The 25,372-nt window shown below is 45.3% G+C and carries 23 protein-coding genes; 14 read left to right on the top strand and 9 right to left on the bottom strand.

What is annotated here, in order from left to right; translation table 11 throughout:
• Window positions 1-19: 19 nt before the first annotated feature.
• Entirely contained in the window at window positions 20-391 is a 372-nt protein-coding gene (locus LQZ07_RS02365) for a DUF805 domain-containing protein (protein WP_152783022.1), read from the bottom strand.
• A gap of 48 nt (window positions 392-439) precedes the next feature.
• The gene (locus tag LQZ07_RS02360) at window positions 440-1,867 is read right to left on the bottom strand and encodes an ATP-binding cassette domain-containing protein (RefSeq protein ID WP_152783020.1); all 1,428 of its coding nucleotides are present in this window, start codon (window positions 1,865-1,867) and stop codon (window positions 440-442) included.
• 184 nt (window positions 1,868-2,051) lie between these two features.
• On the opposite strand from LQZ07_RS02360, the gene LQZ07_RS02355 reads away from it, so the two are divergent.
• Genes LQZ07_RS02355 through LQZ07_RS02330 form a run of 6 tightly spaced genes read left to right on the top strand, consistent with a single transcriptional unit; the run spans window position 2,052 to window position 7,072 of the window.
• Window positions 2,052-3,179, top strand: a complete 1,128-nt coding sequence (locus LQZ07_RS02355; RefSeq protein WP_249483477.1) for a D-alanine--D-alanine ligase — start codon at window positions 2,052-2,054, stop codon at window positions 3,177-3,179.
• A gap of 10 nt (window positions 3,180-3,189) precedes the next feature.
• On the top strand, window positions 3,190-4,971 hold the full coding sequence (locus tag LQZ07_RS02350) for a lysophospholipid acyltransferase family protein (RefSeq protein ID WP_152783019.1): 1,782 nt from the start codon (window positions 3,190-3,192) through the stop codon (window positions 4,969-4,971).
• A complete protein-coding gene (locus LQZ07_RS02345) occupies window positions 4,955-5,467 on the top strand; it encodes a DinB family protein (RefSeq protein WP_152783017.1) in 513 nt (170 codons plus the stop codon). The genes LQZ07_RS02350 and LQZ07_RS02345 overlap by 17 nt, the downstream gene beginning before the upstream one ends.
• Window positions 5,468-6,256, top strand: coding sequence for an NRDE family protein (locus LQZ07_RS02340; RefSeq protein ID WP_152783015.1), 789 nt, complete (start codon window positions 5,468-5,470; stop codon window positions 6,254-6,256).
• Window positions 6,253-6,687 (top strand): YHS domain-containing (seleno)protein, encoded by a 435-nt coding sequence (locus tag LQZ07_RS02335; RefSeq protein WP_016403150.1) that lies wholly within the window; start codon window positions 6,253-6,255, stop codon window positions 6,685-6,687. The genes LQZ07_RS02340 and LQZ07_RS02335 overlap by 4 nt, the downstream gene beginning before the upstream one ends.
• Window positions 6,680-7,072 (top strand): hypothetical protein, encoded by a 393-nt coding sequence (locus LQZ07_RS02330; protein ID WP_152783013.1) that lies wholly within the window; start codon window positions 6,680-6,682, stop codon window positions 7,070-7,072. The genes LQZ07_RS02335 and LQZ07_RS02330 overlap by 8 nt, the downstream gene beginning before the upstream one ends.
• Before the next feature lie 29 nt (window positions 7,073-7,101).
• Here LQZ07_RS02330 and LQZ07_RS02325 read toward each other — a convergent pair whose 3' ends face one another.
• The 5 genes from LQZ07_RS02325 to LQZ07_RS02305 form a co-directional block, all read right to left on the bottom strand.
• Window positions 7,102-7,611 (bottom strand): hypothetical protein, encoded by a 510-nt coding sequence (locus LQZ07_RS02325; protein ID WP_152783012.1) that lies wholly within the window; start codon window positions 7,609-7,611, stop codon window positions 7,102-7,104.
• Window positions 7,612-7,715: 104 nt separating this feature from the next.
• Complete coding sequence (locus tag LQZ07_RS02320; RefSeq protein WP_016403147.1) at window positions 7,716-7,862, bottom strand: hypothetical protein; 147 nt, start codon at window positions 7,860-7,862, stop codon at window positions 7,716-7,718.
• Window positions 7,863-8,041: 179 nt separating this feature from the next.
• A complete protein-coding gene (locus LQZ07_RS02315) occupies window positions 8,042-9,865 on the bottom strand; it encodes a sensor domain-containing diguanylate cyclase (protein ID WP_152783010.1) in 1,824 nt (607 codons plus the stop codon).
• 6 nt (window positions 9,866-9,871) lie between these two features.
• Window positions 9,872-10,840: an ABC transporter substrate-binding protein gene (locus LQZ07_RS02310; RefSeq protein WP_249483475.1), complete on the bottom strand. Its 969-nt coding sequence runs from the start codon at window positions 10,838-10,840 to the stop codon at window positions 9,872-9,874.
• 219 nt (window positions 10,841-11,059) lie between these two features.
• Window positions 11,060-12,229 (bottom strand): multidrug effflux MFS transporter, encoded by a 1,170-nt coding sequence (locus LQZ07_RS02305; protein ID WP_227981414.1) that lies wholly within the window; start codon window positions 12,227-12,229, stop codon window positions 11,060-11,062.
• A gap of 94 nt (window positions 12,230-12,323) precedes the next feature.
• Here LQZ07_RS02305 and LQZ07_RS02300 point away from each other — a divergent pair, with 94 nt between their 5' ends.
• Window positions 12,324-13,262 (top strand): LysR family transcriptional regulator, encoded by a 939-nt coding sequence (locus tag LQZ07_RS02300; protein WP_152783006.1) that lies wholly within the window; start codon window positions 12,324-12,326, stop codon window positions 13,260-13,262.
• A gap of 27 nt (window positions 13,263-13,289) precedes the next feature.
• On the opposite strand, the gene LQZ07_RS02295 is transcribed toward LQZ07_RS02300, so the two are convergent.
• Window positions 13,290-14,483 (bottom strand): potassium/proton antiporter, encoded by a 1,194-nt coding sequence (locus tag LQZ07_RS02295; RefSeq protein WP_152783004.1) that lies wholly within the window; start codon window positions 14,481-14,483, stop codon window positions 13,290-13,292.
• 147 nt (window positions 14,484-14,630) lie between these two features.
• On the opposite strand from LQZ07_RS02295, the gene LQZ07_RS02290 reads away from it, so the two are divergent.
• From LQZ07_RS02290 to LQZ07_RS02275, 4 genes are all read left to right on the top strand, one after another.
• On the top strand, window positions 14,631-16,595 hold the full coding sequence (locus LQZ07_RS02290; protein ID WP_227981410.1) for a bifunctional 2',3'-cyclic-nucleotide 2'-phosphodiesterase/3'-nucleotidase: 1,965 nt from the start codon (window positions 14,631-14,633) through the stop codon (window positions 16,593-16,595).
• Window positions 16,596-16,787: 192 nt separating this feature from the next.
• Window positions 16,788-18,035, top strand: a complete 1,248-nt coding sequence (locus LQZ07_RS02285) for a methyl-accepting chemotaxis protein (RefSeq protein ID WP_152783002.1) — start codon at window positions 16,788-16,790, stop codon at window positions 18,033-18,035.
• Window positions 18,036-18,222: 187 nt separating this feature from the next.
• Window positions 18,223-19,662 carry an MBL fold metallo-hydrolase RNA specificity domain-containing protein gene (locus LQZ07_RS02280; protein WP_152783000.1) on the top strand — a complete coding sequence of 480 codons (1,440 nt, stop codon included), beginning with the start codon at window positions 18,223-18,225 and terminating at the stop codon, window positions 19,660-19,662.
• A 73-nt stretch (window positions 19,663-19,735) separates the two neighbouring features.
• On the top strand, window positions 19,736-20,146 hold the full coding sequence (locus LQZ07_RS02275) for a hypothetical protein (RefSeq protein WP_152782998.1): 411 nt from the start codon (window positions 19,736-19,738) through the stop codon (window positions 20,144-20,146).
• Between the two features lie 23 nt (window positions 20,147-20,169).
• On the opposite strand, the gene LQZ07_RS02270 is transcribed toward LQZ07_RS02275, so the two are convergent.
• Complete coding sequence (locus LQZ07_RS02270) at window positions 20,170-20,799, bottom strand: hemolysin III family protein (RefSeq protein WP_152782996.1); 630 nt, start codon at window positions 20,797-20,799, stop codon at window positions 20,170-20,172.
• Between the two features lie 324 nt (window positions 20,800-21,123).
• On the opposite strand from LQZ07_RS02270, the gene LQZ07_RS02265 reads away from it, so the two are divergent.
• The 3 genes from LQZ07_RS02265 (at window position 21,124) to LQZ07_RS02255 (ending at window position 25,269) form a co-directional block, all read left to right on the top strand.
• Window positions 21,124-22,272 (top strand): hypothetical protein, encoded by a 1,149-nt coding sequence (locus LQZ07_RS02265; protein WP_016403135.1) that lies wholly within the window; start codon window positions 21,124-21,126, stop codon window positions 22,270-22,272.
• A gap of 223 nt (window positions 22,273-22,495) precedes the next feature.
• Entirely contained in the window at window positions 22,496-23,263 is a 768-nt protein-coding gene (locus LQZ07_RS02260) for a hypothetical protein (protein ID WP_016403134.1), read from the top strand.
• A 26-nt stretch (window positions 23,264-23,289) separates the two neighbouring features.
• Window positions 23,290-25,269 carry a hypothetical protein gene (locus tag LQZ07_RS02255; protein WP_152782994.1) on the top strand — a complete coding sequence of 660 codons (1,980 nt, stop codon included), beginning with the start codon at window positions 23,290-23,292 and terminating at the stop codon, window positions 25,267-25,269.
• Window positions 25,270-25,372 lie beyond the last annotated feature (103 nt).

Raw genomic sequence — 25,372 nt, 5'->3', positions numbered from 1 at the left:
CAACACCACATAGTAAACGCTATACAGCTTGAGCTTTAGGGTTTTCCCCGTAAGCATTGGCTTCACTTTTGCTGTCAGACAAAAAGAAAAACAACAGCACTAATACGCCAATAATTGGCAGGAATAATATAAACAACCACCAACCGCTGCGCCCAGTATCATGCAGCCTGCGCACAGCCACTGCCAAAGAAGGTAACAAAACCGCCAAGGTATAAATACTGCCCAATACCCCTAAACCAGATTCAAGATTAACGGTTCCGGTAACTTGATCAATAAAACTTAATATCACTCCGATGATGCTGTTGATAAGCACAAACATCCAATATTCTTTGCGTCGAGCGCGCCCATTAAACACCAGATATTTTTTAAGAACCGCTATATACCAACTCATCTTATTACTCCTATGGACTAGAGATTTATTTGCAGCATAGTGCCACGCTCAAAGCTTGCTTAGATGCACCGCGCCATCGGCAAAATCGATAAAGTGTTTAATGCTAGGCAAGGCATCATCTTGATGGTGAGTAACATACACTAGCTGACTAAGATTGTGTTTAGCTACTAATTCTAAGGCTTTTAACACCGTATTACGTTGTAAAAAATCTAAGCCTTGGCAGGGCTCGTCCAACAATAATAGTTGCGGCCCTTTCACCAAGGCGCGAGCAATAATCAACAAACGCTGTTGCCCATAAGACAAACTTTTAAAGTAGTGTTTTTCTAAGTTAGCCAGACCGAATAGTTGTAACCATAAACGTGCTTGTTCAAGCTCAAGTTCACTGGCTTGTTGATAAACACCAATAGAGTCATACAGACCCGACAACACCACCTCAAGGGCACTACAATTGACCCGATATTGTAAATGTAAGGCCGCCGAGACCATGCCAATATGCTGCTTAACTTGCCAGATACTTTCACCGCTGCCACGGCGAAATCCCATAACCTCTATATGATTACTGTAACACTGTGGGTGGTCACCAAAAATCAAATTCAACAAGGTGCTTTTTCCACAACCATTGGGACCACGAACCTGCCAGTGCTCGCCGTAGTGTATTTGCCAATTTAAGCCACTAAACAATGTTTCACCGGCATAACTCACCGAGCCTTGGGTGATAGAGAACAGTGGCGAAACGGGTTCAGTTTGTTGAAACTCACGCAGAGCCTGCACAATAGCCAAAGATTGTTGCTCAGCTTGCTTTTCCATTTGCTGTCGCTCGGGGTGTTGCAGCCATTGCTCAATGGTGAGTTGCTGGCTTAGTCCTTGTTCGTCAAGCACCGCTACGTGACTAATTGAAGCTGGCAACTCATCGTCACGTGAGCTAATAATCAATAGCTGACACTCTTTCGCTAATTGTTCAAGCAGGGCGAGTAATTGCCGTTGGTGGCGGAGATCTAAGCCGGCAAAGGGCTCGTCTAAAATCAACAATTGTGGTTGCTTTATCAGCGCTAAAGCCAGCATCAAGCGACGCGTTTCGCCAGTTGATAACAAACGAAAACCGCGCTTAAGTAAATCTGTTAAATCGCACTGTTGGCTGACTCGCTCAAGTAAACGCGGCTCGGAACAGTCAGCTTCAAGCAACTCAAGTACTGTGTGCCCGCTATCTATTTGATCGGTGAACTCACTGTCATCGTCGGCGAGTTCGCGCTCAAGCAAAGCCTGTTGCTGCTCTAAAGAGACTAAAGCTATACGCTGTGGTTGCTGGCTTAAGGTGGCCCGCTCGGCTGCTAAGTCTCCCACCAACCAAGCGCCCAACAAAGATTTACCGCTACCACTATGACCAAAGATCGCCCAGTGCTCGCCAGCTTTTAACTCCCAGCGTTTTATCGCTAACTGATGCTGACCAGCCAGTAAGTGTAAATCTTCAATAATCATTCAGCGCAACCATCCGAAAGTCTTACATTTATTGGTAACTATTCTCGCTTAGACTGGAGCATTAATACACTGTATTGGGTTAATCAATTTGCTGAACTAGACTAAATCTAACCGAGATTGAATTATTTATCGCAATACGCAGGTCTGTTAGTACAGATAAAAAGCAAAAGGAAGTGCCGTCACTGTGACTGAACAAACAAATACCAAGCCCTCTTCGCCTTACGTATCCCCCGGTATGCCGGCCCTAGATATGAACGGAAAAACCACTTCTTTCTTTGAATTTTGGCCAACTTGGGCAGTGTATATTCCAGTGGTGTTTCAATGGATAGCCTTGGGCATTCGCCATCGCTCATTCACTTTACCGCTATTGGCAAACCCCAAACTCCCTTTAGCCGGCATGGTCGGTGTAGGCAAAAGCGAACTGCTGGCTCAAGCTACCGGGTCTTGCGACGACGCAGTCCTTGCCTGGATGAAAGTCAATCGCACCAGGGCACCTTTGGCGCGTCAAGTCGAAGATTTATTAGAGCAAATGCAACAACGCGGCCTTGAGTTTCCAGTTGTAGGCAAACCCGATATTGGCTGCCGAGGTGCGGGAGTCAAGTTGCTGCATAACCGCCAAGAGCTGCAAGATTGCCTAGAAAACTATCCGCTTAATTCTGCCATGTTGATTCAAAAATTGGCTAGCTATGAAGCCGAGGCTGGCGTGTTCTTTGTGCGCCACCCCGACCGGCCACAAGGTGAGATTATTTCTTTGGCATTAAAGTACACGCCTTATGTAGTGGGTGATGGCCAATCCACCTTAAAACAGCTGATTCAAGCGGACCCTCGCGCTAGCGAACTGCAACACCTGTATTTAAGTCGTCATCACGACAAACTAGACAGCATTATCGATGAAGGCCAACCCTATAAACTGGTGTTTTCGGCCAGTCATTGTCGTGGCGCTATCTTTCGCGATGCTAATGACTTAATCACTCCAGAATTAAACCAAGCGATTAACCAAATGATGGCCGATTTGCCCGAGTTCTATTACGGACGAATGGACATTAAATTCGCCGACATCACCCACTTACAACAAGGAGCCAATCTGGAGATTGTCGAAATTAATAGCGCTAGCTCTGAGTCGCTGCATATTTGGGATCGTAAAACTCCCTTTCGCGAAGCAATGCGCTCCTTATTATTTCAATACAAAACCTTATTTGAACTAGGTGCTGCCAATCGCAAACGTGGTTATCGACCACCTAAATTTAAAGAGCTGCTAGTACGCTGGAAACATGAGCGTGAACTCACTGCTTGTTATCCAGAAACGGATTAAGGAGTAATCCATGCAGGAAAAAAATAACCCATTTAGGCTGAGTATCCGCCCACAGTGGTTAGCTAGAGTGATAGAAAAAATCTTGGGCTTAAGCACTTTGGCCAAGCACTACGATGCTGCTCCTAACTTTGTAGACGACAGCCAAACAGCACAAAAGTTTTTGCGCCATACCATGCAGCGCTTAGATTTCTCGTTACTAGCCAACAATCCTGAGGCACTTAAAAATGTGCCGCAAGAAGGTCCGCTACTGATTGTGGCTAACCATCCTTTGGGCGGCTTAGAAGGCGTAGCAATGAGCGAATTATTGCTACAAGTTCGCCCCGACTTAAAAGTGCTCACAAATGAACTGTTAGCCAATATAGAAGAGTTTCAAGATCTGTTTATTGGCGTAGACGTGCTCTCAGAGCAAGCCGCCAAAAAAAATGCTCGCGGCATTCGCATGTCTTGCCAGCACTTATCTAAGGGCGGAGCATTAATGATTTACCCCGCTGGCATGGTATCAGCCATCAATACTGAAACGGGTCAAATAGAAGATCGCCAATGGAACAATTTGGTTGGACGTTTAGCCAAACGTTACAAGGCTCACGTATTACCTTGTTTTGTTACTGGGCGTAATTCCAAGTTGTTTTATCTCGCCGGTTTATTGCATCGCCGCCTGCGTACTGCCCTTCTGCCAAGAGAGCTAATAAACAAACGTGGTCGTGAATTTACCATGCAAATTGGCGAAATTATTGCCCCTAAAGATTATCAAGATTTAAGTGATGAACAAGCCGTTACCGATTACTTGCGGGTAGCGACTGATTTACTGAGTTTACCTAATAATAAAAAAGCTAAAGCTGCGCCCAAGCACCCGCCGCTGCATTTAGTGGAATGTTTGCCTAATGGCCGCCAAGAACTACGTAAGCAGTTAGATACTTTAGAAGACTGCATATTAGTCAGCCACCGTAACTTTAGTGTGTATTGCGCCCCCTACCCACGCTTAGGGCCGATTATGGATGAGATAGCCTTGGCGCGCGAAGTCACCTTTAGAGCTGCCGGAGAGGGTACTGGCAAACACTTAGACAGCGACCAGTTTGACCCTCACTATTTGCACTTGTTTGTATGGGATAACGACGCCCATTGTTTGGTGGGGGGTTACCGCCTTGGTCACGCTAACGAAATTGTTGAGCAACATGGCATCAATGCTCTGTATAGCCGCTCACTATACGATTTTGACCAAGCCTATTTAAAACGCATGGGCGACTGTTTAGAAATGGGTCGCTCTTTTGTGGTGCCTAAATACCAGCGCCATCCTCGAGCGCTCGATTTACTGTGGCAAGGCATTGGTCACTACGTGGCAGAAAACCCGCAGTATCACACCTTATTTGGTTGTGTGAGCATTTCCCAAGAACATTCTGAGCTGGCTCAAGCGTTTATCTCAGATTCGATGATTTCGGCCTTTCGCGCTGAACAACGTTACCTAAACGATGTTAAGCCTATTGTGCCCTTAAAGGTGAAAGGCAAAGTATGGTCGAGCAAGGTACTCGCGTCGCTTAGCAACATTGCCATTCTTAATAAACTGGTGGGTCAATGTGAACCGGGTAAATCGATCCCCATTTTGCTGCGTCACTACTTAGCGCTTAATGGCCGCTTTGTCTGTTTTTCGGTGAACAACAGTTTCAACCAATCGCTAGATGGACTAATTATTGTTGATTTAAGAAAAACCCCTGAGAAATATTTACGTCGTTACCTCGGTCAAACTGGTAGTGAACGCTTTTTAAATAAATGGAGAAACAATGAAGCAGCTGCGTGACGCTACCGTAGAAGCACTTCAGCAAGTGCAACAATTAGTAGAAGCGAGTGATGGAGCACTCTACAACCAGCCCTCTGTTCACAGTGAATCTGGCATTGGTCGCCATGTACGACACATTCTAGATCACTTCTTAGCCCTACAACATGGTTTGGATAAAGGCAGTATTGATTACAATTCACGCCACCGAGATAGCGATATAGAAAACGATCCAAGCCTAGCCCTACAACTAATTAATCAGCTGTGTAACTGGTTCCTTCACCCACAATCCAGCATTGATGAACGCCCGATTAAGGTGGAGTCAGAGATTTCGTTAAAGCAGCAACAGAGCATGCAGTTTGATAGCAGTTTAAGCCGCGAATTATGCTACTTAATTAACCATACCGTGCACCATGTTGCTTATGCCAAATTAGTGGCAAAAGAACTGGGCTTATCGGTAGACAATACCATGGGCATCGCACCTAGCACTGCGAGCTACCTACGCCAACAAGGCAACTAAATGTGTACTGTTAGTATATTGCGCCTTGGCCAGCAAACCGTAATTACCATGAACCGCGATGAAGCCCGTCATCGCCATGAAGCAGGCATAAAGCAACAACGTAATGGTGATACGGTGTTGGTTTACCCCGTTGATGGGCAAGCTGGTGGTACCTGGTTTGGCTTTAACAATCATGGGGTTGTGTTAGCGCTATTAAATCGTTACCAAGATCCACAGCATGCAGGAGCGCCCACGCGCGGACAAATTATTCCCCAAGCCTTGGCGTTAGGCAGCAGCCAACACCTTGAGCAACATTTAGCTACGCAAGATTACCAGCACTTCAACCCTTTTGATCTATTAATGATATCAGCCAATGATTGCCAGCACTTTTCTTGGAGTGGTAAACAGCTTAGCCATCATCATCTTAGCGACAAGGCCATTCAGCTCAGTTCATCGGCCTTAAATACCCAACAGGTATTGGCTAGCCGAAAACGCCGTTTCCAACAATGGCTAGAGCAAAAATCTAGCTCTGCCGAACGAGTACTTAGCGATATTCACCTGCAGCAATGCCAAGAGAACCGCAGCCACTCAGTGCTTATGGACAGAGATGAAGCACACAGCAAAAGCATTTGCCAAGTACGCCTAAGTGCCCAAGATAGCGAATTTGATTATTACCCAGAAGCTAGCCTACAAGCGTGGCGACAGCAACTTAGCCAGGCTACTCAGCCCTTAGACGCCGGCTTACTAGAGAAACAACAACGCCAACTTTCCATCATCCGTTCTGATTTAATCGACGAGGTAACCCTATGAAAAAGCTAATACTCGCCTTACTGTTTGTCTCCGGATACAGCTTTGCTGCAGATCCTATCTATACGTCTTGGTTTAATAACCTAGCCATCAAAGGTTACGATAGTGTGGCTTATTTTACCGAAAACAAACCAGTAGAAGGCAAAGAGAGTTTTGAATATGAATGGCAAGGTGCTACGTGGCGCTTTAGCAGTGCAGAAAATCTGGCCATGTTTAAAGCCGAGCCAGAAAAGTTTGCGCCACAATATGGCGGGTACTGCGCCTATGCGGTAGCCAAAGGCAAAACAGCCAGCATTGAACCAGAGCAGTTCACCGTGCTCGATGGCAAGCTTTACTTAAACTATAACGCCAGCGTGCAGCAAAAATGGACGGCTAATCGCGATGATTTCATTGTTAGTGCCGACAAAAACTGGCCAGCAGTGTTAAATGATTAATAATTACCGCAAGCTAGTTAACCGGCTTAGCCCTTGGCAAATCGCCTTACTGGCAGCCTTGGTGTATGGCGCTTGGGCTGCCTTTGTGAATAGCGAACACGGTAACCAAGTTGCCTTAAAAGCGGGCTTAGTTCAGGGCAGTTATGCTTTTGTATCAACCTGGTTAATTAGCTTTATCGCTAAATCAATGCTGGCTTATTGGGGTTATAGCCAAGGAGTGCGTTGGTCGGCGATGTCGGTATCTTGGTTAGTCATGCTGGCGATTCCAGTCTTGTTACATACTTGGCAGCAAACACCCGATTTATTAGAAGCCATTCTGCCTGGCCTCGCTATTGGTAGCCTCTACCTTTGGAGCTATTGCCAACAACTACAAGAGCCCGTTTAACCAAACAACTTGTTCTTGTAGTTTCAGGGCTAATGACTCTCTTTGCCTAAGTGTTCAGCATGCTGCTCATTGGTAGGCGGCACAGCGTTTAAATAAGCATAATCAATCTTATCTTGCTCTTCTTTGGCGCGACGTCGTTGTATTTGATATTGCTGCAAGCGCTTCACTTTAGTGTTTTGTGGGTTGGTCCAAGCTACATAGACCAGTAAACCTAGGCTCATCATACTGGCCGCGCTAAACAAAGCCGCTATCGAAGACTCAACCAAACTGGTTGCAAAGATCATATTTAGAATATGCACAACTGCAATCCCGGTAAGTAACAAGCGGCCATGTAAACTGTCGTGCAGTAAGGAGTAACTAGCCAGCAAGCTAAGAAACAGCAGCACTAGGGCAAACTCAAACCGTAACGGAAAGATCCAAACTCGCTGAATGATATGATTATCAGAAAAGCCGCCACTAAAGGCGGTCGACAAAAATGCCAATAAAGCACAAGCAACATAGGCACTTATCGCCAGTTTAAGCATTCTTGTATGGCTCATGTTCAAGTCCTCAATCCTTGTTAGCCATGTTTATATTATAAAACATAATTACCGACTTACTGACAAATGAACAATTAAGAATGAAGCTGGCGCAAATTATCTGGCTATTCTGTGACCTCAGCTGCGAATACCAGCAGCAATTCTGCAGCCAGCGCGGTTGAGCATAGCGCCATGCCAGCTAATACAACAATACCTAAATACTTAGTGAGAACAATGCTTAAAGCCAGAACGTTAAGTATGCCTTGGTTCATGGTATTTCTCCCTGCAAGCGGTCAATACAATCACCATTTTGGAGAAAACAACCACCAATAAATGCGACCCACTTCACCGCTTTGTTGGGAGAAATTAAGATCCTCTGTAACTTTGATTAGGAACAAACTAGGGCTCGGTAACTGCCAGAAAAGCTTATATTTTTGAACTAACGCAGTACTTAAACATCCAGATCTAACACTGCTTGATTACGCCCCTGATGTTTTGCCTTATACAAACAGCTATCGGCAAGTTCTAACAGCTTGGTAGGGTCAATAACATCATCAGGTTCAATCAAAATACCACCTACGCTAATTGTTAAAACCGCGCTTACTTGCGAATCCGCATGCTCAATTTGTAGTTTGGCAACTTCTTTAACCACCTGCTCAGCCATTTTGGGCAGTTCTTGTTGATTAGCATCAGAGACTAAAATGGCAAACTCTTCACCGCCGACCCGTGCAACACAATCTTCACTTCGCTTTACCACTTCTGTTAGGGCTTTAGCTACCAGCTTTAAAGCTTCGTCACCTTGCACATGTCCGTAGTGGTCGTTGTAAGCTTTAAAATAATCGATGTCGGCCATTAGCACTGCCAACTGGGTTTTGTGCCTTCTGGCACTGGTTACAGCACGGTTTAATTCTCGCTTAAACGGCCTACGGTTAACCAAACCGGTTAGCTCGTCGGTTTCGGCTAATACCTGCAAGCGCTCATTCACCTGAAGTAACTCATTTTGCAAACGGTTCATCGCCTGATCGTTTTTTTCGTTAATTAACAAGCCACTAATGGCAGCGGCAAATTGACTTAACAATACTACTTGGTAATCGTCCCAAATCGCGCAATAACTCAAGCTCACACAATTAAGTAAACCAAAAGCCTTATTGCCATCACTTAAGGGAATTCCTACAAAGGACTTTATCCCGTATTGCTTGAGTAGCTGATATTCGGCGGGAGCATGCCGTTTAAGCTTTTCCACATCACTCACTACTATTGGCGCTACACTCACCAAACGCCGCTTTAGCTCACTAAGTTGGCTTAAGTCCACCGGCTCTATAGGCGCTAAATGCCCCGGCACACTCCATACATCGCGATAAATCGCTTGCTGGCGCTCAAACTCCAATACCACCACCCGCTCTATCGGAAACAAACTGCCTATGGCTGAGGTGGCCCGCTGTAGCAATGCCTTTGAATTGCTGGATGTTTGATTTAAAAAAGACAGGGAGATCTCGGATAGCAATTGATTAGCTTCGGTTTGCCAATTAAGCACCGAGGTGCGTTGTTCCACGGTTTCTTCTAACACCTGTCGGTGCTGGTGCAACTGTTGCTCGGCTTCTAAACGGGCATCTAAGCCACGTTGCAAACGTTGCTGTAGCTGTTGCATGGAACTGGCCACTAGGCCAATTTCATCATTACGCTTTAGTAGCTTACTGGGCAACTGAACAATCTGTTGTTCTTCGGTAAATATCTGATCGGCAGCCTCGGCTAAACGCCGTAAGTCGCCAGTCACAATCCGCCCTACAAGCAGTAAAATAATCAAACTCATTAAAAAGGTTTTTAAGCCATTAGTTAGCAATATAACTAAGGCTTGGGCTTTTATATCTTGCTTGATCAAGGATAAGTCTAGGCCAACCGTAAGTTTGCCCAGCGCAGTGCCTTGGTGGTCGAGTGAATAAACATAAAATTTCTGGCTTAAGTCAGCTTCACCAACACCCGAAGCCATGCCTTCATCGGTAGAAAAATTTACCGACGACACATATTGCTGCTGCACAAAACCTTGCAGCAAATCATCCAGCAGCTGGTAATCAATTTCCCATACTGCTCGCTCAATCGCGCTCAAGTTTGCTTGGTTATATTCATCAACCCATTGCTCAGCATTTTTAACTGCGCCAGAAAAATTGAAAGCCAGTTGCACGGCCACAGATAACAAAGCAAACAGGGTACTGGCGCTTACAATTAATATGACCAAGCGTTTGGCAATAGGAGTGCGAAGTTTAAAAGCCCCTTTCATAACAACCTACTGAGCAAACTGAAAACTAAGCGGATTGCCGGCTTCTAGCAGCATGCTCTCAAACATTACTGCATCCCATTTCTTCTGTTTTACTTTTTCAAAGGCCTCTGTCCCTGGCTGCAACATTACAAACAAAGGGGCATTCACTTTACTTGGCAGTGATTGTCCTTGAACATGTCGATGAATCAAACTTAGTCCCCACCCCGCCGCGGTAAAGTGCCCCCCCGCCAAGGCGCTAATTTCACCTTGCTCACGCAACAACAAGGCTTGTTGAGAGGTATTTACGGTGCCAACAATCACATCCCTACCTGGTTGCTTTCCTAATTCTTTAATCGCTTTAATACTGCCAAAAGCCATGTGATCGTTAGCTGTCCACAGGTATTTCAAATCGGGGTAGCGTTTCAGCAAAACTTTAGTTTGTTGGTAGCTACGCTGTTCATCCCAATGGCCATAAATAACCTGCTTTAAGTCAATACCGGCTTGGTGTTGAAAAAAATCGACAGCGCCAGCTGTACGCTCTACTGAAGCAGGAGTAGTTTTATCTCCCGAGATAATTACTGCTTCACCAGTCACTTGTTCAGCATTTAAGTACATGGATTGGGCCGTTTGATAACCCGCCCACAAATTGTTAGGCACGATGCAAGACAGCAAGTAGTTTTGCCAATGAGGGTTATTATTGCGAAGCTGTTGCTGTTCAACACTCACATCATTAAGCAACACCAATACATAAACCGATTGCCCTTCTAGCAGGCTAAGCATACGAGGCAAGGCTTGCTTCTCGTTCACCAGCATGAGGTAATCGGGCAGCTGCTGATTGTTGATCATCCATTCGATGTGCTTAATCATTGAGTAATGATTACGCTCTCCGTGAAAAGTACGGTAATCAAGCGCTAATCGCTTAGCGGCAGCATTAGCAAACATATCTACATCTTGCCAAAAGCTTTCTTCAGCTTTACCGGGGTTTATAAAAACCACCGACGCTTTTCCCCAAGCTAAAGGGCAAATAAACAACAGAAGTAGTAGGATCTTCACGTGATAACTACCAACGCGACTTAATTTCACTTACTTAAAACTATAAACCACCCGCCAGATTTAGCGCGTCTAGTTAGCTAAAAAAACCGCTTAAGTGAAAATAAAACTAGAAAAGCGCCAACTAGGCGCTTTTTTCATAAATACTATAGCTAATTCAACTAGCTAATTACTGGTTTCAAACCGTAAGCCACCTTTGCAAATGGCTAGCATCATGGCCGCAAATGGCAGCGCCATTAACAAGGCAAGTTGCTCGGTATTGGCTAAACCACTTAGACCTAAGATGCCCACTAAACTTGCAGAACCGGTCATTTGTACAAAGCCCAATAAAGCAGAGGCCGTGCCCGCTTTGTCACCAAAAGGCGCTAAAGCGCTGCCAGTTCCCACTGCAATTAACAGACAAAAGCCAATGCTAGAGACAAATACCGGAGCCATAAACGCCAGCGGATGCAATACTTGCTGGCCTAGAACTAAGGCAATGGCCGCGCCTGCCATTAAACTTGCGCCAAGCCATAAGCCTGCTGTTTGCCCGATCTGCTTAATTACTTGAGGAGCCAAAAATGCAGCCACAATGTTAATGGCAGCGTTGCTGCCAAACCACAAGGCATAATCAGCACTAGATAGCTGCATATCCACCATTAAACGGCCAGCAGACTGCGACACATAGCCAATAATCATCGCCATCCCCAACATTACCAACAAGGAATAAAAACGAAAGCTAGCTACAGTAATAACCGAATAGTAACGACTAAAAGAATATAAGCGCCCAGTAAACACGTTAGCTTGAGGTTTAGTTTCTTTTAACCCAAATAGCAGCGCTAAAAATACCACCAACGCAAATGCCACCATAAACCAAAAGTTTGCTGCCCACGACCACCAATGGGTGAGCACGCCACCTAACAAGGGTGCCAATGCGGGAACAATGCAAATCACACCGTTTAAATAGCTAAATATATTTTTTGAGCGCTCGGCACCAAATACATCACGCACCCCGGCAAACGCGGCCACCGACAAACAGCTGGCCGCAATGCCTTGCGCTAAGCGCGCTAGCATTAATAGCTCATAACTACTGGCTATCGCCGCCAAGGCAGAGCTTGCCAAATATAACAGCGCACCTACCAAAGCCACTGGCCTACGGCCATAGCGGTCGGCCAATGGGCCCACTAACAACTGGCCAATACCAAAGGAAAACAAAAACACCGGAATAGTTTGAGCAATCCACGCCACAGGCACATTAAAGGCTTGCGCCATTTGTGGAATAGCGGGTAAAAAGATATCAATCGCTAAAGGTGAGAACAGCACCATTAACATGAATAGGGGTAAAGGCTTCGACATAGCATGCTCCAAAAACGAGGTGGGCATTGTAAGTCCTGCACTTTATGAATCATAATGATAGTTTAGATTCACTCACAGTCCTCACAGGAATATCATGTCTCAGCAATACGATCTTAATCTACTGCGAGTTTTACTCACCTTGCTTGAAGAGCGCAGTGTTTCAAAAGCGGCAGATAAGCTATTCCTCACCCAATCGGCAGTGAGTAAGCAATTGGCAAAATTGCGTCAGCAGCTAAACGACCCCTTATTCATTCGCCATGCCAATGGCTTAAGCCCAACGCCAAGGGTGCGCAGCCTAGAACCTAAATTACGGCAGTGGCTGCAAAGCGCTAATGAAATGATTGAAGCAGAAGGCTTTGAGCCAGCGATTAGCCAACGAAACTTTCGCTGCTGCCTTAATGAAACCTGCTTTGCTACCTTATTGCCGCGTTTTTTTGGCAAACTGATGCAACAAGCACCCGGCCTAAAGCTGGATACTCACCGCCTAGAACCAGGCAGCATAGAAGGTCTGCAAAAAGGGGAATTTGATTTAGCCATTGTGGCTCGCGATAACGACGAACGCGCGCCTAGTCACTTTCAAGTTAAGCAAGTGCCCGCTCAAATTCGTAGCTTTGAGTTATTTAGAGACGACCATGTTTGTTTAGTGAGAAAAGACCACCCAGTGTTAAGCCAACAATGGGATTTAGACTGCTACATGCAGCAAGCTCACCTAACCTGTGAGTGTGAAGTTGGCGATCGTTGGTTATTGCACTCGGTGCTTGCAGAGCAAGGACTGCATATTGAAAACAGCACCCTTACCGCCGATTTTTTTGCCGCAGCCTTGCTCTGTCAATCTAGCGACTTGGTGTTTACCTGCACCCGCAGCTTTGCCCAGCAAGTGATAAAAACTCACCAACTAGAGCTACTGCCTTTGCCGATTTACATGGCCCCCTTTAGCTACTTACTCGCTTGGCCACAACACCTAGAAAACGATCCCGCACACAGCTGGCTGCGAGAGCTGATTATCGAGCATTGTCATAACACCAAGCCCTAGTTCCAGCGAGTATTCGCTTAGGTTTGCCTACGATTCGCCTTGATTGAGTTGAAGTTTTTTCGCCAGCGGTTCGATGGCTGCACCTTGAATAAACACCGAATAAAGCACCACAAAAAACACCATGTGCATCATCTCTAAAGCGCCTTCTACACCGGCCGCAGCGGGGATCAATGCAAATACTATCGGAGTAGCCCCTTTTAAGCCAATGGATGAAATAAACAAACGCTTCTTCCAAGTAGCTTGGCGAAATGGCAGATAACAAAGTTGCACTGCAAGAGGGCGGGCCACCAGCATCAAAATAGCGCTTGGAACGATGGCCACCCACAATACATCCAGTAATTGTTGCGGGAATATTTGCAGCCCTAGAATAATGAACATCACTGCTTGGGCTAACCACGACAAGCTATTAAAAAAGTGTTTACTCACTTCTTTACCACGCTTCAAGCCATTACCAATTACCACACCGCTTACATAACAGGCTATTAGCACGTTACCGCCAGCTAACTCGCTGCCATAAGTGGCTAAGATAAAACAGGCCAATACAAACACTGGAATTAAGCCATATTCTTGCAAGCTAATTTTACTTAAGGCCAGCACACATACCTTGCCCACAATAAAGCCAATCGCCAATCCGCCAATGACTTGAATCGCCAAAGTTTGGCTAATCTCCATAGCCGATACGCCGCTGTCAGGTGACAAAGACAAAGCGGTAAGAATCACCACCATAATTAGCGCCACCGGGTCATTAGTGGCTGACTCAAACTCCAACACCGTATCGGTACTTTCTTTTAGTTTGAGCTTTTTCGATTCTAAAATTGAGAACACCGCTGCAGCATCTGTAGACGACACCACTGCAGCAAACAGCAAGCAATAGACAAAGTCGTAATCAAATATTAGGTAAAAAATTGCAGCAAAAATAAACGAGGTGAACACCACCCCCAGTGAAGACAATACCCCACCTTCTTTATAAGCAACCTTAATACTTTGCAAAGGCGTATTAATACCGCCCACAAATACAATGATGTTTAAAGCAAAAGACCCCACCAGTGAAGTAACTGCCAGATTATCGTAAACAAAATTGAATTCGCCATTACCAATGGATAAACCCACCCCCATAAAAATCAGCAGCGAAGGAATACCTAAGGTGCGTGAAGGGTGATGTAATAAGATGCCAATAGCTATAAGACTAGCAAGGCCAAGTAAAATCCACTGATAGGGCATAGCGTCTCCGAATTTTTTGCCTATTTTATCATAGCTAAGACCATGAATTATTGTTGAAAAGCGTCTTTATTTTGCTATTGAGAGTGCCACCTTGCGCCGCTCTGCTATGGTTTACTTTATTGTTTACTGTTTCCAAGCGGAGCCACCATGAATAGTTTAAAAATACTCCTTTTCACCTGCCTATTTATAAGCACCTATAGCTACGCTCACGACTCCACAATTAAACTAAGAATCATCGAAACCACTGACATTCACGCCAACATAATGGACTTTGACTATTACAAGGATAAACCCTCCGCCAAAATAGGTTTAGTGCGTACCGCTACCCTCGTTAAACAAGCCCAAGCAGAAGTGGACAATAGCGTGCTGGTAGATAATGGCGACCTGATACAAGGCAGCCCAATGGGCGACTATATTGCTGACAGAGGGTTAACTGGCCAACAAGTTCATCCGGTTTATCAGGCAATGAACAGCCTCGATTACGATGTAGGCAACATAGGTAATCATGAGTTTAATTATGGCTTAGACTTTTTAGACAAAGCATTAGCGGGCGCGACCTTTCCCTACATCAATGCTAACGTAATCCGCAGCGACAACCAGCAAAACTACTTTAGTCCCTACCTAATAAAAGACTACAGCTTTAAAGATACAGCCGGTCAAAGCCAAAACCTCAAAATTGGCTACATTGGCTTTGTTCCCCCGCAAATTATGATTTGGGATAAAGCCAATTTAGAAGGCAAGGTAAGCGCGCAAGACATCAAGCAAAGTGCCGAACTTTGGGTACCAAAAATGAAGGCCGAAGGCGCCGATATTATTGTTGCTATACCCCATTCCGGCCTATCTACCGACCCTTACAAGGTAATGGCCGAAAACTCGGTTTACTATTTATCTGAAGTCGCAGACATTGATGCCATTGCCTTTGGTCATGCGCATACGGTGTTCCCAGGTAAAGGCTTTGATAACTTGCCAGGTGTAGATAACCAAAGCGGCACCATAAATGGGGTGGCGGCCGTAATGCCGGGGCGTTGGGGCAGCCATGTTGGCATCATCGACTTAGAGCTACAGCATACCCAAGCAGGCTGGCAGGTGACTAAAAGCCAATCCATCAACCGAGCTATCTTTGACAGCGCCAATAAAAAATCTCTGGCAAAGGCTGATTCAGCGATGGTGGCCGCTGTCGCGGAAGATCACCAAGCCACCCGTGATTTTGTCAATCAGCCTTTGGGTAAATCTAGCGACGTGATGTACAGCTTTTTAGCCTTAGTTCAGGACGACCCCACCATTCAAATTGTTAACTTAGCGCAAACCGACTACGTAAAAACCTTGATTCAAGGTGATCCCGATTTAGCCGACTTACCGGTGCTATCGGCCGCAGCGCCTTTTAAAGCGGGTGGGCGTAAAAACGACCCTAGCAACTATACCGAAGTAGAAGCCGGCGAACTCACCTTTAGAAATGCCGCCGATTTATATTTGTACCCCAATACTCTGGTGGTGTTAAAAGTTACCGGCGCAGAAGTGAAAGACTGGCTAGAATGCTCGGCTGGGCAGTTCAACCAAATAGACCCAAACCAAGCCACCCCGCAAGCGTTAATCAATTGGGACGAGTTTAGAACCTATAATTTTGATGTCATCGACGGTGTTACTTACCAAATTGACGTAAGCCAAGCCGCCCGTTTTGACGCAGACTGCAAACCACTCAACCCAGAGTCTGAACGTATCAAACAACTTCATTACGCCGGCAAAGCGATTGACCCAAGCCAAGAGTTTTTAATGGCAACAAACAACTATCGCGCTTATAGCGGCGGTTTTGCCGGCACCGGCGAAGACAAAGTGGTGATTCAAGCACCCGACGAAAACCGCAGTGTATTAGCCAACTACATTAAACGAGTAAGCAAGGAAAAAGGGCAAATTAGCCCTAGCGCCGACAACAACTGGCGCTTTAGCCCTCTTGAGTCAAAAACTAAAGCCAAGTTAAACATTTTCTTTGAAACCTCCCCCAGCGACAAAGCTGCCGCGTTTATCGCCGAAAAAGCCATTTATCCGATGCAGAAGCTTTCTGTCGATGATGTTGGCTTTGCCCTTTATCAAATAGATCTTCAAAGCCAGCCTTAGATATAGGTTCTGCCGTTTTACTCCGCTGCTGCCTAACCAGCAGCGGAACTGTTACTTTTAACCCCATCAGGGCTAAGCAAAATGCGATGAAAGTAAAAATTTTACTTGTTGTTCAATAATATGTGAGGAAAGTTGAGCGCCAGATTCAAAAGTATGAGATTGTAGCGACAGACGGGTTCATGGAGGACAATAATGGCAACACTGTCGTTTAAATTAAAACTACTTATTAGCATCACCCTATTATTTATATGCGTGCTTACTAGCATGTTGATGTATGGTAGCGCTTCACTTAGCGCCGAACAAGCCGCTGCTGCCACTCAGCTAAGTGCAACAGAACTACAAGCTCTGTTTGCAGAAACAGCAGCAGAAGCTCGCGGCACCATGATCTTAGTGTCTGCCGTTGTGGTTATCATTGCGCTGTTTATTGTGTCGCAACTGGTGCAAGGTTTCTTAGAGCCTTTAAGCCAAATCACCCGTCGGATCGGTTACCTAGCCGGAAATGATGGCGATTTAACCATGAAGCTAGATGTGCAAAAGCACCAAGAGCTGGTAGCCATGGCAACCCAATTTAACGCCTTTACCGAAAAACTACGGGTAATGGTAAATCAGCTGCAACAGCAATCAAATCAGCTTACTAATGGCTCACAAACTCTGGCTAAAAATGCCGAGTCTGCGGGAGAAGCAAGCCGCTTACAACGCAACGACACCGACAGCGTGGCTACCGCAGTAAATGAAATGTCATCGACTGCTAGCGACGTAGCAGAACTGGCCAATGGCACCGCGACCAACGCTCAAGAAGCTGAGAAACAGTTAAGCCAAACTCAGCAAGAGTTCCAAAGCTCTGTTGAACAAATTCGCGATATCTCTGGCAGTATGGAAGGCATTAGCGAACGAATCACTCAAGTAGCGGGTCGTAGCCAAGATATTAACAGCATCTTAGAGACCATTCGTGGTATTGCCGAGCAAACCAACTTACTGGCATTAAACGCAGCAATTGAAGCAGCGCGCGCCGGAGAACAAGGCCGAGGCTTCGCGGTAGTAGCAGACGAAGTAAGAAACCTAGCTGGCAGAACTCAAAGCTCTACCGAAGAAATTAACCAACTGATTCAAGCACTACAAAGTGATGTAAATGCTACGGTAGACTTAATTAGCACCAGCCGAGAAAAAGTGAATACCACCGCGGTAGACACCGAAGCCAGCTACGAGCAGCTGCATAAAGTGGTAGAAAGCATTTCGGTAATTAACGATAACGCAGCCCAAGTTGCTACTGCCGCACATCAACAAAGCCATGTGAGCGAAGATATTAACCGCAATATTAATGGCATTGGCGAAGCTGCAGGCGTGCAGAATAGTTTGGCTCACGATATCGAAAGCATTAGCGCTGAATTGTCACAAGTAGCGCAGGCACTTGATACTCAGCTATCAACACTTAAAGCCTAATCTGCGCTTCATCTCGTCAAAGGCTGCCATGGCAGCCTTTTTTATTTCCTTCAAAATCTAAACCACTCCAACTCACGCTTACTCCATTTATTTAAAAGCCTTAAGAACTCCGTTAACTAAGCCACACATTCACATCTGCAGCTGAACTACACTTTATCTAGGCCTTGTTTGAAGAGGGACTGATATCATGACCATGACCTTACAGTTTCTTGGTGCAGCCGAAGAAGTTACCGGCTCCTGCCACTTACTTACGGTAAACGATAAACAAGTGCTACTGGATTGCGGGCTGATTCAAGGCAGCAAAGCCGATGCAATGCGCAACTACCAAGCGTTCCGATTTGAGCCTTCACAGATTGACGCGGTTATTCTTAGCCACGCTCACATAGACCATTCCGGCAGAATACCGCAGTTAGTAAAATCTGGCTTTAAGGGCCCCATTTATACTCATAAAGCCTCGGCAGAGCTTTGTGCCATTATGCTAAAAGACGCCGCCATGCTGCAGCAGCGTGACACCGAACGGCTAAACAATAAGCGTTTAAAAAAGGGGCTTGAGCCACTGCAAGCCTTGTTTGATGAACAAGACGTAGATCAAACTATCCTACAATTTAAGCCGCTCAACTATGGCGAAAGCATCCAGGTACTTCCTCAACTCACCCTGCAGCTCTCCGACGCTGGACATATTCTTGGCTCGGCCATTGTTGAGCTATGGATAAGCGAAATAGGCACCCGCAAAAAAATTGTATTTAGTGGTGACTTAGGCCGCGAAGGCATGCCTATTTTGGATGATCCTGAAATTATCAAAACAGCCGATTTAGTATTGATGGAAAGCACCTATGGCAATCGCTTACACCGCAGCTGGCAGCAAACCATCGATGAACTGGAGCAAATATTTGCAGCGGCAATTAGCGGTAGCCAGGGCAATATTCTATTGCCCGCTTTTTCGGTAGGGCGCGCCCAAGAGCTGCTCTATCTATTTCATCTCTATGCCAAACAATGGGATCTGTCACGCTGGCGAATTTGCTTAGATAGCCCCATGGCGATAGAGGCTACCAAGGTCTATATCAACAATTACCCAGTAATGGATGACGATTTTAAACGTTTTACTCGGCAGCATCCGGGAGAGCATCCACTATTGTCGAATGTCGAGTTTATTCAAAGCACCGAACAATCCATGGAGCTTAATGAAATAAGCCAAGGCTTAATTATTATTGCTGGTAGCGGCATGTGTAATGGCGGGCGTATTCGCTGCCACCTAGAGCACAACCTATGGCGCCCTGAATGCGATGTTATTATTTGTGGTTACCAAGCCTTTAGCACACCAGGTCGCATGTTAGTAGATGGGGCCGACTATCTCACTATTCGCGGCAAACCGGTTAAAGTTGCCGCCAAGCTACACACGGTTGGGGGGCTTTCCGCCCATGCTGACCAAGCCGAATTAATCCACTGGTACCAACAATTCGATAACGCTCCTCCACTAATATTGGTGCATGGAGAACAGCAAGTACAACAAGATCTACTGGCAGCCATTCAAGCTTCTTTTGCTCAACCCGCCGCAATGCTTGCGGCCAAACAAGGTGACAAGTTGGATTTAAGCGCCTTGCCAGAACTGGTTTGGCTTGGAGAGTAAAATAACCTAAGTATTTGACCACTCAAGGCTTAACTGATAGAAAAGTAACTAAATGTATTTGCTTGGTACAAGCATGAAATTATCTATTTTGTTACTGCCTTTTTTATTAACCAGCGGCTTACTGCATGCCCAAGATGCAATAAATCTAGATTCGCTAATTGGTTTGTGGGGAAGCTCTGAAGATCAAGGCCAATCCATTTGGGGTTACGACCAATACAATGCCGACGGCACCATTAACAGCTGGGGTACCTTTCCCGACAGCATTGCTGATTTTAGAATAGATGGCCGTTACGAGATTTCTGGCGAATTGGGCACCACGATTTGCTTAACCATTAGCCGAACATCCCACCCCGAAATATTGCCAGTTGGTACACAATGGTGTGACCAAATCATTTCGATTAGTGAAGATGAATTTGTGTACCAAGATCCCGATGGCGAACAACATGTGCTTTATCGCCAAAAGGTAGGCGAGGCATATTATTAATATCGAGCTGACTAAGTTAAGCGCTAAACGATATAGCCGTATATCGTAGCAAAATGGCAGGCGCAGCCTGCTACTACAAAAACATGCCAGATAGCATGTGTGTAAGGTTTGTGCTTGGCCACATAAAACAGTGCACCAACGCTAAACAATACTCCGCCGGCAGCTAATAGCCACAGACCTTCGCCCGCAATATGCTGATACATCGGATAAGCTAACGCCAAAGACAACCACCCCATCGCCAAATAAGTACTCAGTGATACTTTGGGGAAACGGGTGCCAGTGAGCAACTTAAAACCCACGCCAAAAGCCGCTAGCGTCCAAATTACAATCATGGAAATTAGCGATAACCAACCGTCAAAAGACACCAGCAATATTGGTGTATACGTTCCAGCTATTAGCAGATAAATCGCAGAGTGATCAAACAGTTTTAAGCCAGCCTTCCAGGCGCTATGGCTAACCGCATGGTAAAGAGAAGAAGCCAAAAACAACAAGACTAAAGACCCACCATAAATACTTACAGCCACCACTTCAGTTAGGCCTTCGGCTTTGCTCAGTAACATAAACAAACCCACCACAGAGATAAGCAAACCAATGAGGTGAGAAACTACATTTAGTAATTCTTCTTTCGCGCTGTAGTGCTTTGCAGCCTGCATGTTGTTACCTAAATTTAACAAGTCGCCGACCAGCTTATTATTTCAGCGTACACTTGTACACTGAAAAATTGTAATGCTTTTATTACAAGCTGGTTCACTTTAACCAAAGCAGCTGTTTTAAGGCTTAAACTCACTTAGTTAAGCCTCAGAAAGGCTTCCACTTTTTGGTGTTTTACTTTCCATTTACATGCAAAGACCAAGCGCAGTCAGTTTTTGTTTCAAGCAAGCAGCATTAATCCGCGCGTCGCAAGTTCATCACCTATAATCAAATAGCCGTGCAAGTCTTACTTACTTCTTTTTGGATTAAGCAAACAAGGATCGTCAATGAGCAAACAGTTACCTCTTGCCTTAGCAAAATCGCTTGCCTTAAGTGAAGATCTTGACCAGCTTCAATTTCATCACTTACTAGAAAACATTAGCCAAGATCCACAACTAAAGCAGTTTGCTCCAGACGGCGTTTGTCAAATTGATCCACGCAACGGTAACTTAGTGATTTATAACTCTGCCCGCGCTAAAAGGGTTCACACTACAGCGCAACCTACTGCAGTTAAAGAAGATGAGCATTGCCCTATTTGTGAAGGGAAAAGCGCTGATATTCTCGACATAACCGAGCACAGCGAGGGATTTACTTTTATCAACAAAAACCTCTACCCCATTTTTCACCCTATCGAAGATATTCCTTTAGAAAACGCCGACTACTTCCTCCACCAAGACCCAGAACACCAAGGCCGTGCATCTTATGGTTTTCATCTATTGCAGTGGACTTCTTCGCTACACGATAAAGATTGGCATAACCTACCATTTTCCGATGCGCTGATTAGCTTTCAGCGTTTAGCAAACCTAGAAAAGAATCTGTTATGCCAACCCACCGACTTTATGGCGCGCTCTGAAACCAAAGTGAATCAAGACGTAGTTAGTGGCTACGTGTCTATTATCAAAAACTTTGGCGCTACCGCTGGTGCTTCTTTAGTACATGGCCACCAGCAAATTGCCTATAGCAACATTTTGCCGCAGCACTTTTTCAATAACTTGCGCTTTAGAAAACGCCACAACAAATCCTTTAGTCGCTACATGTTGGAAGAGAACCCCAGCGAGTTACTGGTAAAAGACTATGGTGAATTGCAGCTAATCGTACCGTACTTTATGAAGCGACCTTTAGACATGCTGCTAATTGTGAAAGACAGCGACAAACGCTACTTGCATCAGCTCAACAGCATAGAGCAGCAACAATTGGTGGAAGGCATGCAGCAAGCCATACAAGCTATTCTGCACCTCATGGAGCAAATGGGTATTCCGCCTGCCTACAATATGATCATCAACAATGGGCCAGGCTGTGGGTTGTATCTTGAGTTTTTACCTAAAACTCAAATGATGGGTGGTTATGAGCAAATAGGCCTATTTGTTTGCCAAGCCAATGCAGCCGACTCGGCTGAGTTGTTGCGTCAGCACATTTGCCTACCCAAAGATAAGTAACAAAATTTTTCACTGTGTAAATACTAATGCAGCGCTCAATAATACAGCCCTAAGATCAAGAAAAAGTCATGAAAATCAAAGCAATGATATTTTTTTAAATATTATAATAATCTTTAGTTTAAGCGCATTGTTAGTGTAATATTCTTCCCGCAAAATCTGCATTGGTGGGCGTTTACCGTCCATATTTTGAGTTAACTAGACCAATTGCAGTAGCGAGAACAGAATGGAAACATCTCACCCAACCACCATTAGAGTGGGTAAAAATGACTATGATTTCAATATTATTTCAGTAACCAAAACCTATGGTGGTTCTAAACACTTTAGTGATGGAATCAACATATATTTAGAAGACAACAATGGCAAAGTGGAAACAATGGGCGTCGATTTTAAGCCTGATATTCCACCGACCACCCAGCATATTTCAACCCTGTGGGGCGAAGACAAAAAAACCAAGAAAACTTTTCGTTTTGGCTACTTCCTTCACTCCAATGATTTCTTGGGTTATACCACGCAAGTAAACCTTCTTACGGCAGCCAAACGCATTATTCCGCTACAAGGCTTTGCCGCAAAACTAGAAAAATGGAGCCCACTAATTACTGGCTTTTTGGCACTACTGTTTGCTTGGTGTGCATTCTGGGCCGGTTCGGGTATCAGTCGTTACGGGATAGCGTCATTCTTTCAATCAATGCCTTATATATTGCTCGACACCCCTCACTTAATTGCCAATTTTGCTGATGCAGCACGCTACAACAACGTAAGTTATGGCTGGGCGTTTATGGGCGCGATTGTTGGCTTTATTCTCAGCAAACTATTTGTTGGCATTCCTCTGGGTCGCTTACGCAATAAGATGCGCTTAGCTTTTGGCCAAACCATAAGACAACAGTTAACCACTGCCTTTGCCAATACCACCCAAGCGGCACCGTCCCCTATTTCAGGCTCTTCAAGTGCAGAACCTAAAACCGACGCCGACGGCTACCAAACTCTTATTTAAACCAAGATATCGTTTAAGGAACTAACATGTCTTTTGAACATGGCTCACTCGACTTAGGGATCCGCAATCCCTTCCGCTTTGAAGGCACGCTGCGTGCCATTCGAGGCGGCATCACAGCGCTGCTAGGTTTACTCTCATTATTAAACGTAGCGAGTGCAGTGCAAACCCACCCAATTACTGGATGGACCTTCGCCATCATCGGCTTTGTGTTAATGGCCAACGGCCTATGGACACTAGGGCGTGGCTTAATGCAGGTAATGCGTTTTTACGTGGGACGCTCAGCGCCTACTTCACTGTCTTATAACCATGCAACGTCTGAGCAAGACAGTGCTAAGCGTGAACAACGCGACGTAGCCTACGACCAACAACAAATTGAATCAATGTTGGTGGGCAGTAAAAACTACACTTTTAAAGAACCCGTGGGTTTAGTAGCCAGAATGCTGCACACCCTATTCCCTAAAATCACCTTTGTGCCTTACCCAATTCAAAACTTGGCGCAGCGCATTGTTGGGGCACTAGTACAAACCTTGGTAGCGCTATTTGCTTTTGCCATTTTAAGCTTTGTTACTTCGGTGGGTTTAGCTGGCGATAAAGCTACTATTTTAATGCCATTTTTTGCCTTTACCTTACTCTGCCACGTAGCCTTAGTATGGTTTAAAGCTGGCCGCCCACTTAACCGCAGCTTAGGTCGTGGTATCGAAACCGTAAGTGCTTTTGGCTTTGTTAAAATGGTGGCGGTGTGTGTAAGTGTGCCAGTACTGGTTAACATGCTTCTAGGCAAACTCTTTGCTTACGAGCTAGGCCAATACCAAGATGTTATTGCCGCTCAACTACGTGGTTTAGAGATAGAAGTAGAACTAAGCGAAGGCATGACTTGGGCAACCCAAATGCTAGATTTGGCCTACAACAGCTATAGCAACTCTACCTGGCTAGGCTTAATTTTTGTCTTCTCTGTAATTAGCTGTGCCTTGGTATTAGGTTTAACCGCCTTGCGTGCCAAACAAGCTAACCCAACTACCGAGATCACCGACAAACTGCCTCGCACCAGCGAAGTAGGTGCTCGCCCAATGGATATATTCAACGAGTTTACCCACCAAGTTATGGAGCGTCGTCGCTACAAAAAGGTGCCAAACCGTGTTTATAAACCTTTGAGTGCTCGCCAAAATCCTAACAATGGTGAATTTGATGGTGAACTGATTCAAGAAACTCAGCCAAAAACTGTTGAGAAAAACGACGAACCAGTAAGCAAAAAAATGCGTATTGCCTCAACCAGTTTGGCTCAGGCTTTACTGCTAATCGCCAGCTTATTAGTGTTTTACGCACTCACTCCGCTAACCACTTATACCAGCTTTTTCGACGGTGTAGCGTTTGAGCTACTGGATGATGAAACCGGACCAGCATTTGTTCAAACTACCATTGAAAGCTTCTTTACCATTCTTACCTTATTAGTTGCTGCCACCATTTGTGCCATTTTTGGCCGTTTGCTGAGCAACTTAAGCCACCCGTTTTGGAGCGAAATTCAGTTTGAATCAAGCTTGGTATACTTCAAGTGTAAAGGCACGGTAAAAGAAGATACGCGTACCTTTGGTAAAGGTTATAACGACAGCACTAGCCTAGAAACCAGCGTGTTCACCTCAACCATTCAGCCACGTTTGTTTGTTACGCGAGTCATTAGCTCTACCTTTGCTGGCATTGGTAACACTAACTTAATGTTCCCTCGCCATATTATGACCATGCACGGTGACGAGAACTTAGCCGACGAACTACATCACGAACTAATGCACAGCATTGGCAATCGTGCTGGTACCGCGGCTATGAACGACGAGCAGCGTAAAGTAGTAGATGAATACAACAGCTCTAACCTGCAAATGAAAGCAGAATCGGCCCCAGAGCGCTTAGCCAACCGCAGCAGCGAACTAAGCCTAGACGCACCCAAAGCTCAAGCCGCACTAGCGCAAAAAGAAGACCATGAGGCAGAAGCCAATAGTGAAGCTGAAACTCAGTAATAGCTGAACTGACTCTGCCGCTCTATAGAGCGGCAGTTTCATTTGATAGACCATTCAAATACTCTTTCCCTTCCATGAAATGCAGTAGATTTACCGTATAGCA

It is taken from the genome of Agarivorans sp. B2Z047 (assembly GCF_023373605.1).
GTDB lineage: Bacteria > Pseudomonadota > Gammaproteobacteria > Enterobacterales > Celerinatantimonadaceae > Agarivorans > Agarivorans albus.
This window is presented reverse-complemented; position numbering and strand designations above follow the sequence as displayed.

What these genes read in the sequence shown, in the direction of transcription:
- LQZ07_RS02255 (WP_152782994.1), top strand. Translation starts at nt 23,290, where the DNA reads ATGTCTTTTGAACATGGCTCACTCGACTTAGGGATCCGCAATCCCTTC.
- LQZ07_RS02270 (WP_152782996.1), bottom strand. Translation starts at nt 20,799, where the DNA reads ATGCAGGCTGCAAAGCACTACAGCGCGAAAGAAGAATTACTAAATGTA.
- LQZ07_RS02260 (WP_016403134.1), top strand. Translation starts at nt 22,496, where the DNA reads ATGGAAACATCTCACCCAACCACCATTAGAGTGGGTAAAAATGACTAT.
- LQZ07_RS02265 (WP_016403135.1), top strand. Translation starts at nt 21,124, where the DNA reads ATGAGCAAACAGTTACCTCTTGCCTTAGCAAAATCGCTTGCCTTAAGT.
- LQZ07_RS02325 (WP_152783012.1), bottom strand. Translation starts at nt 7,611, where the DNA reads ATGAGCCATACAAGAATGCTTAAACTGGCGATAAGTGCCTATGTTGCT.
- LQZ07_RS02345 (WP_152783017.1), top strand. Translation starts at nt 4,955, where the DNA reads ATGAAGCAGCTGCGTGACGCTACCGTAGAAGCACTTCAGCAAGTGCAA.
- LQZ07_RS02365 (WP_152783022.1), bottom strand. Translation starts at nt 391, where the DNA reads ATGAGTTGGTATATAGCGGTTCTTAAAAAATATCTGGTGTTTAATGGG.
- LQZ07_RS02295 (WP_152783004.1), bottom strand. Translation starts at nt 14,483, where the DNA reads ATGCCCTATCAGTGGATTTTACTTGGCCTTGCTAGTCTTATAGCTATT.
- LQZ07_RS02350 (WP_152783019.1), top strand. Translation starts at nt 3,190, where the DNA reads ATGCAGGAAAAAAATAACCCATTTAGGCTGAGTATCCGCCCACAGTGG.
- LQZ07_RS02285 (WP_152783002.1), top strand. Translation starts at nt 16,788, where the DNA reads ATGGCAACACTGTCGTTTAAATTAAAACTACTTATTAGCATCACCCTA.
- LQZ07_RS02280 (WP_152783000.1), top strand. Translation starts at nt 18,223, where the DNA reads ATGACCATGACCTTACAGTTTCTTGGTGCAGCCGAAGAAGTTACCGGC.
- LQZ07_RS02335 (WP_016403150.1), top strand. Translation starts at nt 6,253, where the DNA reads ATGAAAAAGCTAATACTCGCCTTACTGTTTGTCTCCGGATACAGCTTT.
- LQZ07_RS02330 (WP_152783013.1), top strand. Translation starts at nt 6,680, where the DNA reads ATGATTAATAATTACCGCAAGCTAGTTAACCGGCTTAGCCCTTGGCAA.
- LQZ07_RS02320 (WP_016403147.1), bottom strand. Translation starts at nt 7,862, where the DNA reads ATGAACCAAGGCATACTTAACGTTCTGGCTTTAAGCATTGTTCTCACT.
- LQZ07_RS02290 (WP_227981410.1), top strand. Translation starts at nt 14,631, where the DNA reads ATGAATAGTTTAAAAATACTCCTTTTCACCTGCCTATTTATAAGCACC.
- LQZ07_RS02305 (WP_227981414.1), bottom strand. Translation starts at nt 12,229, where the DNA reads ATGTCGAAGCCTTTACCCCTATTCATGTTAATGGTGCTGTTCTCACCT.
- LQZ07_RS02275 (WP_152782998.1), top strand. Translation starts at nt 19,736, where the DNA reads ATGAAATTATCTATTTTGTTACTGCCTTTTTTATTAACCAGCGGCTTA.
- LQZ07_RS02360 (WP_152783020.1), bottom strand. Translation starts at nt 1,867, where the DNA reads ATGATTATTGAAGATTTACACTTACTGGCTGGTCAGCATCAGTTAGCG.
- LQZ07_RS02300 (WP_152783006.1), top strand. Translation starts at nt 12,324, where the DNA reads ATGTCTCAGCAATACGATCTTAATCTACTGCGAGTTTTACTCACCTTG.
- LQZ07_RS02340 (WP_152783015.1), top strand. Translation starts at nt 5,468, where the DNA reads ATGTGTACTGTTAGTATATTGCGCCTTGGCCAGCAAACCGTAATTACC.
- LQZ07_RS02315 (WP_152783010.1), bottom strand. Translation starts at nt 9,865, where the DNA reads ATGAAAGGGGCTTTTAAACTTCGCACTCCTATTGCCAAACGCTTGGTC.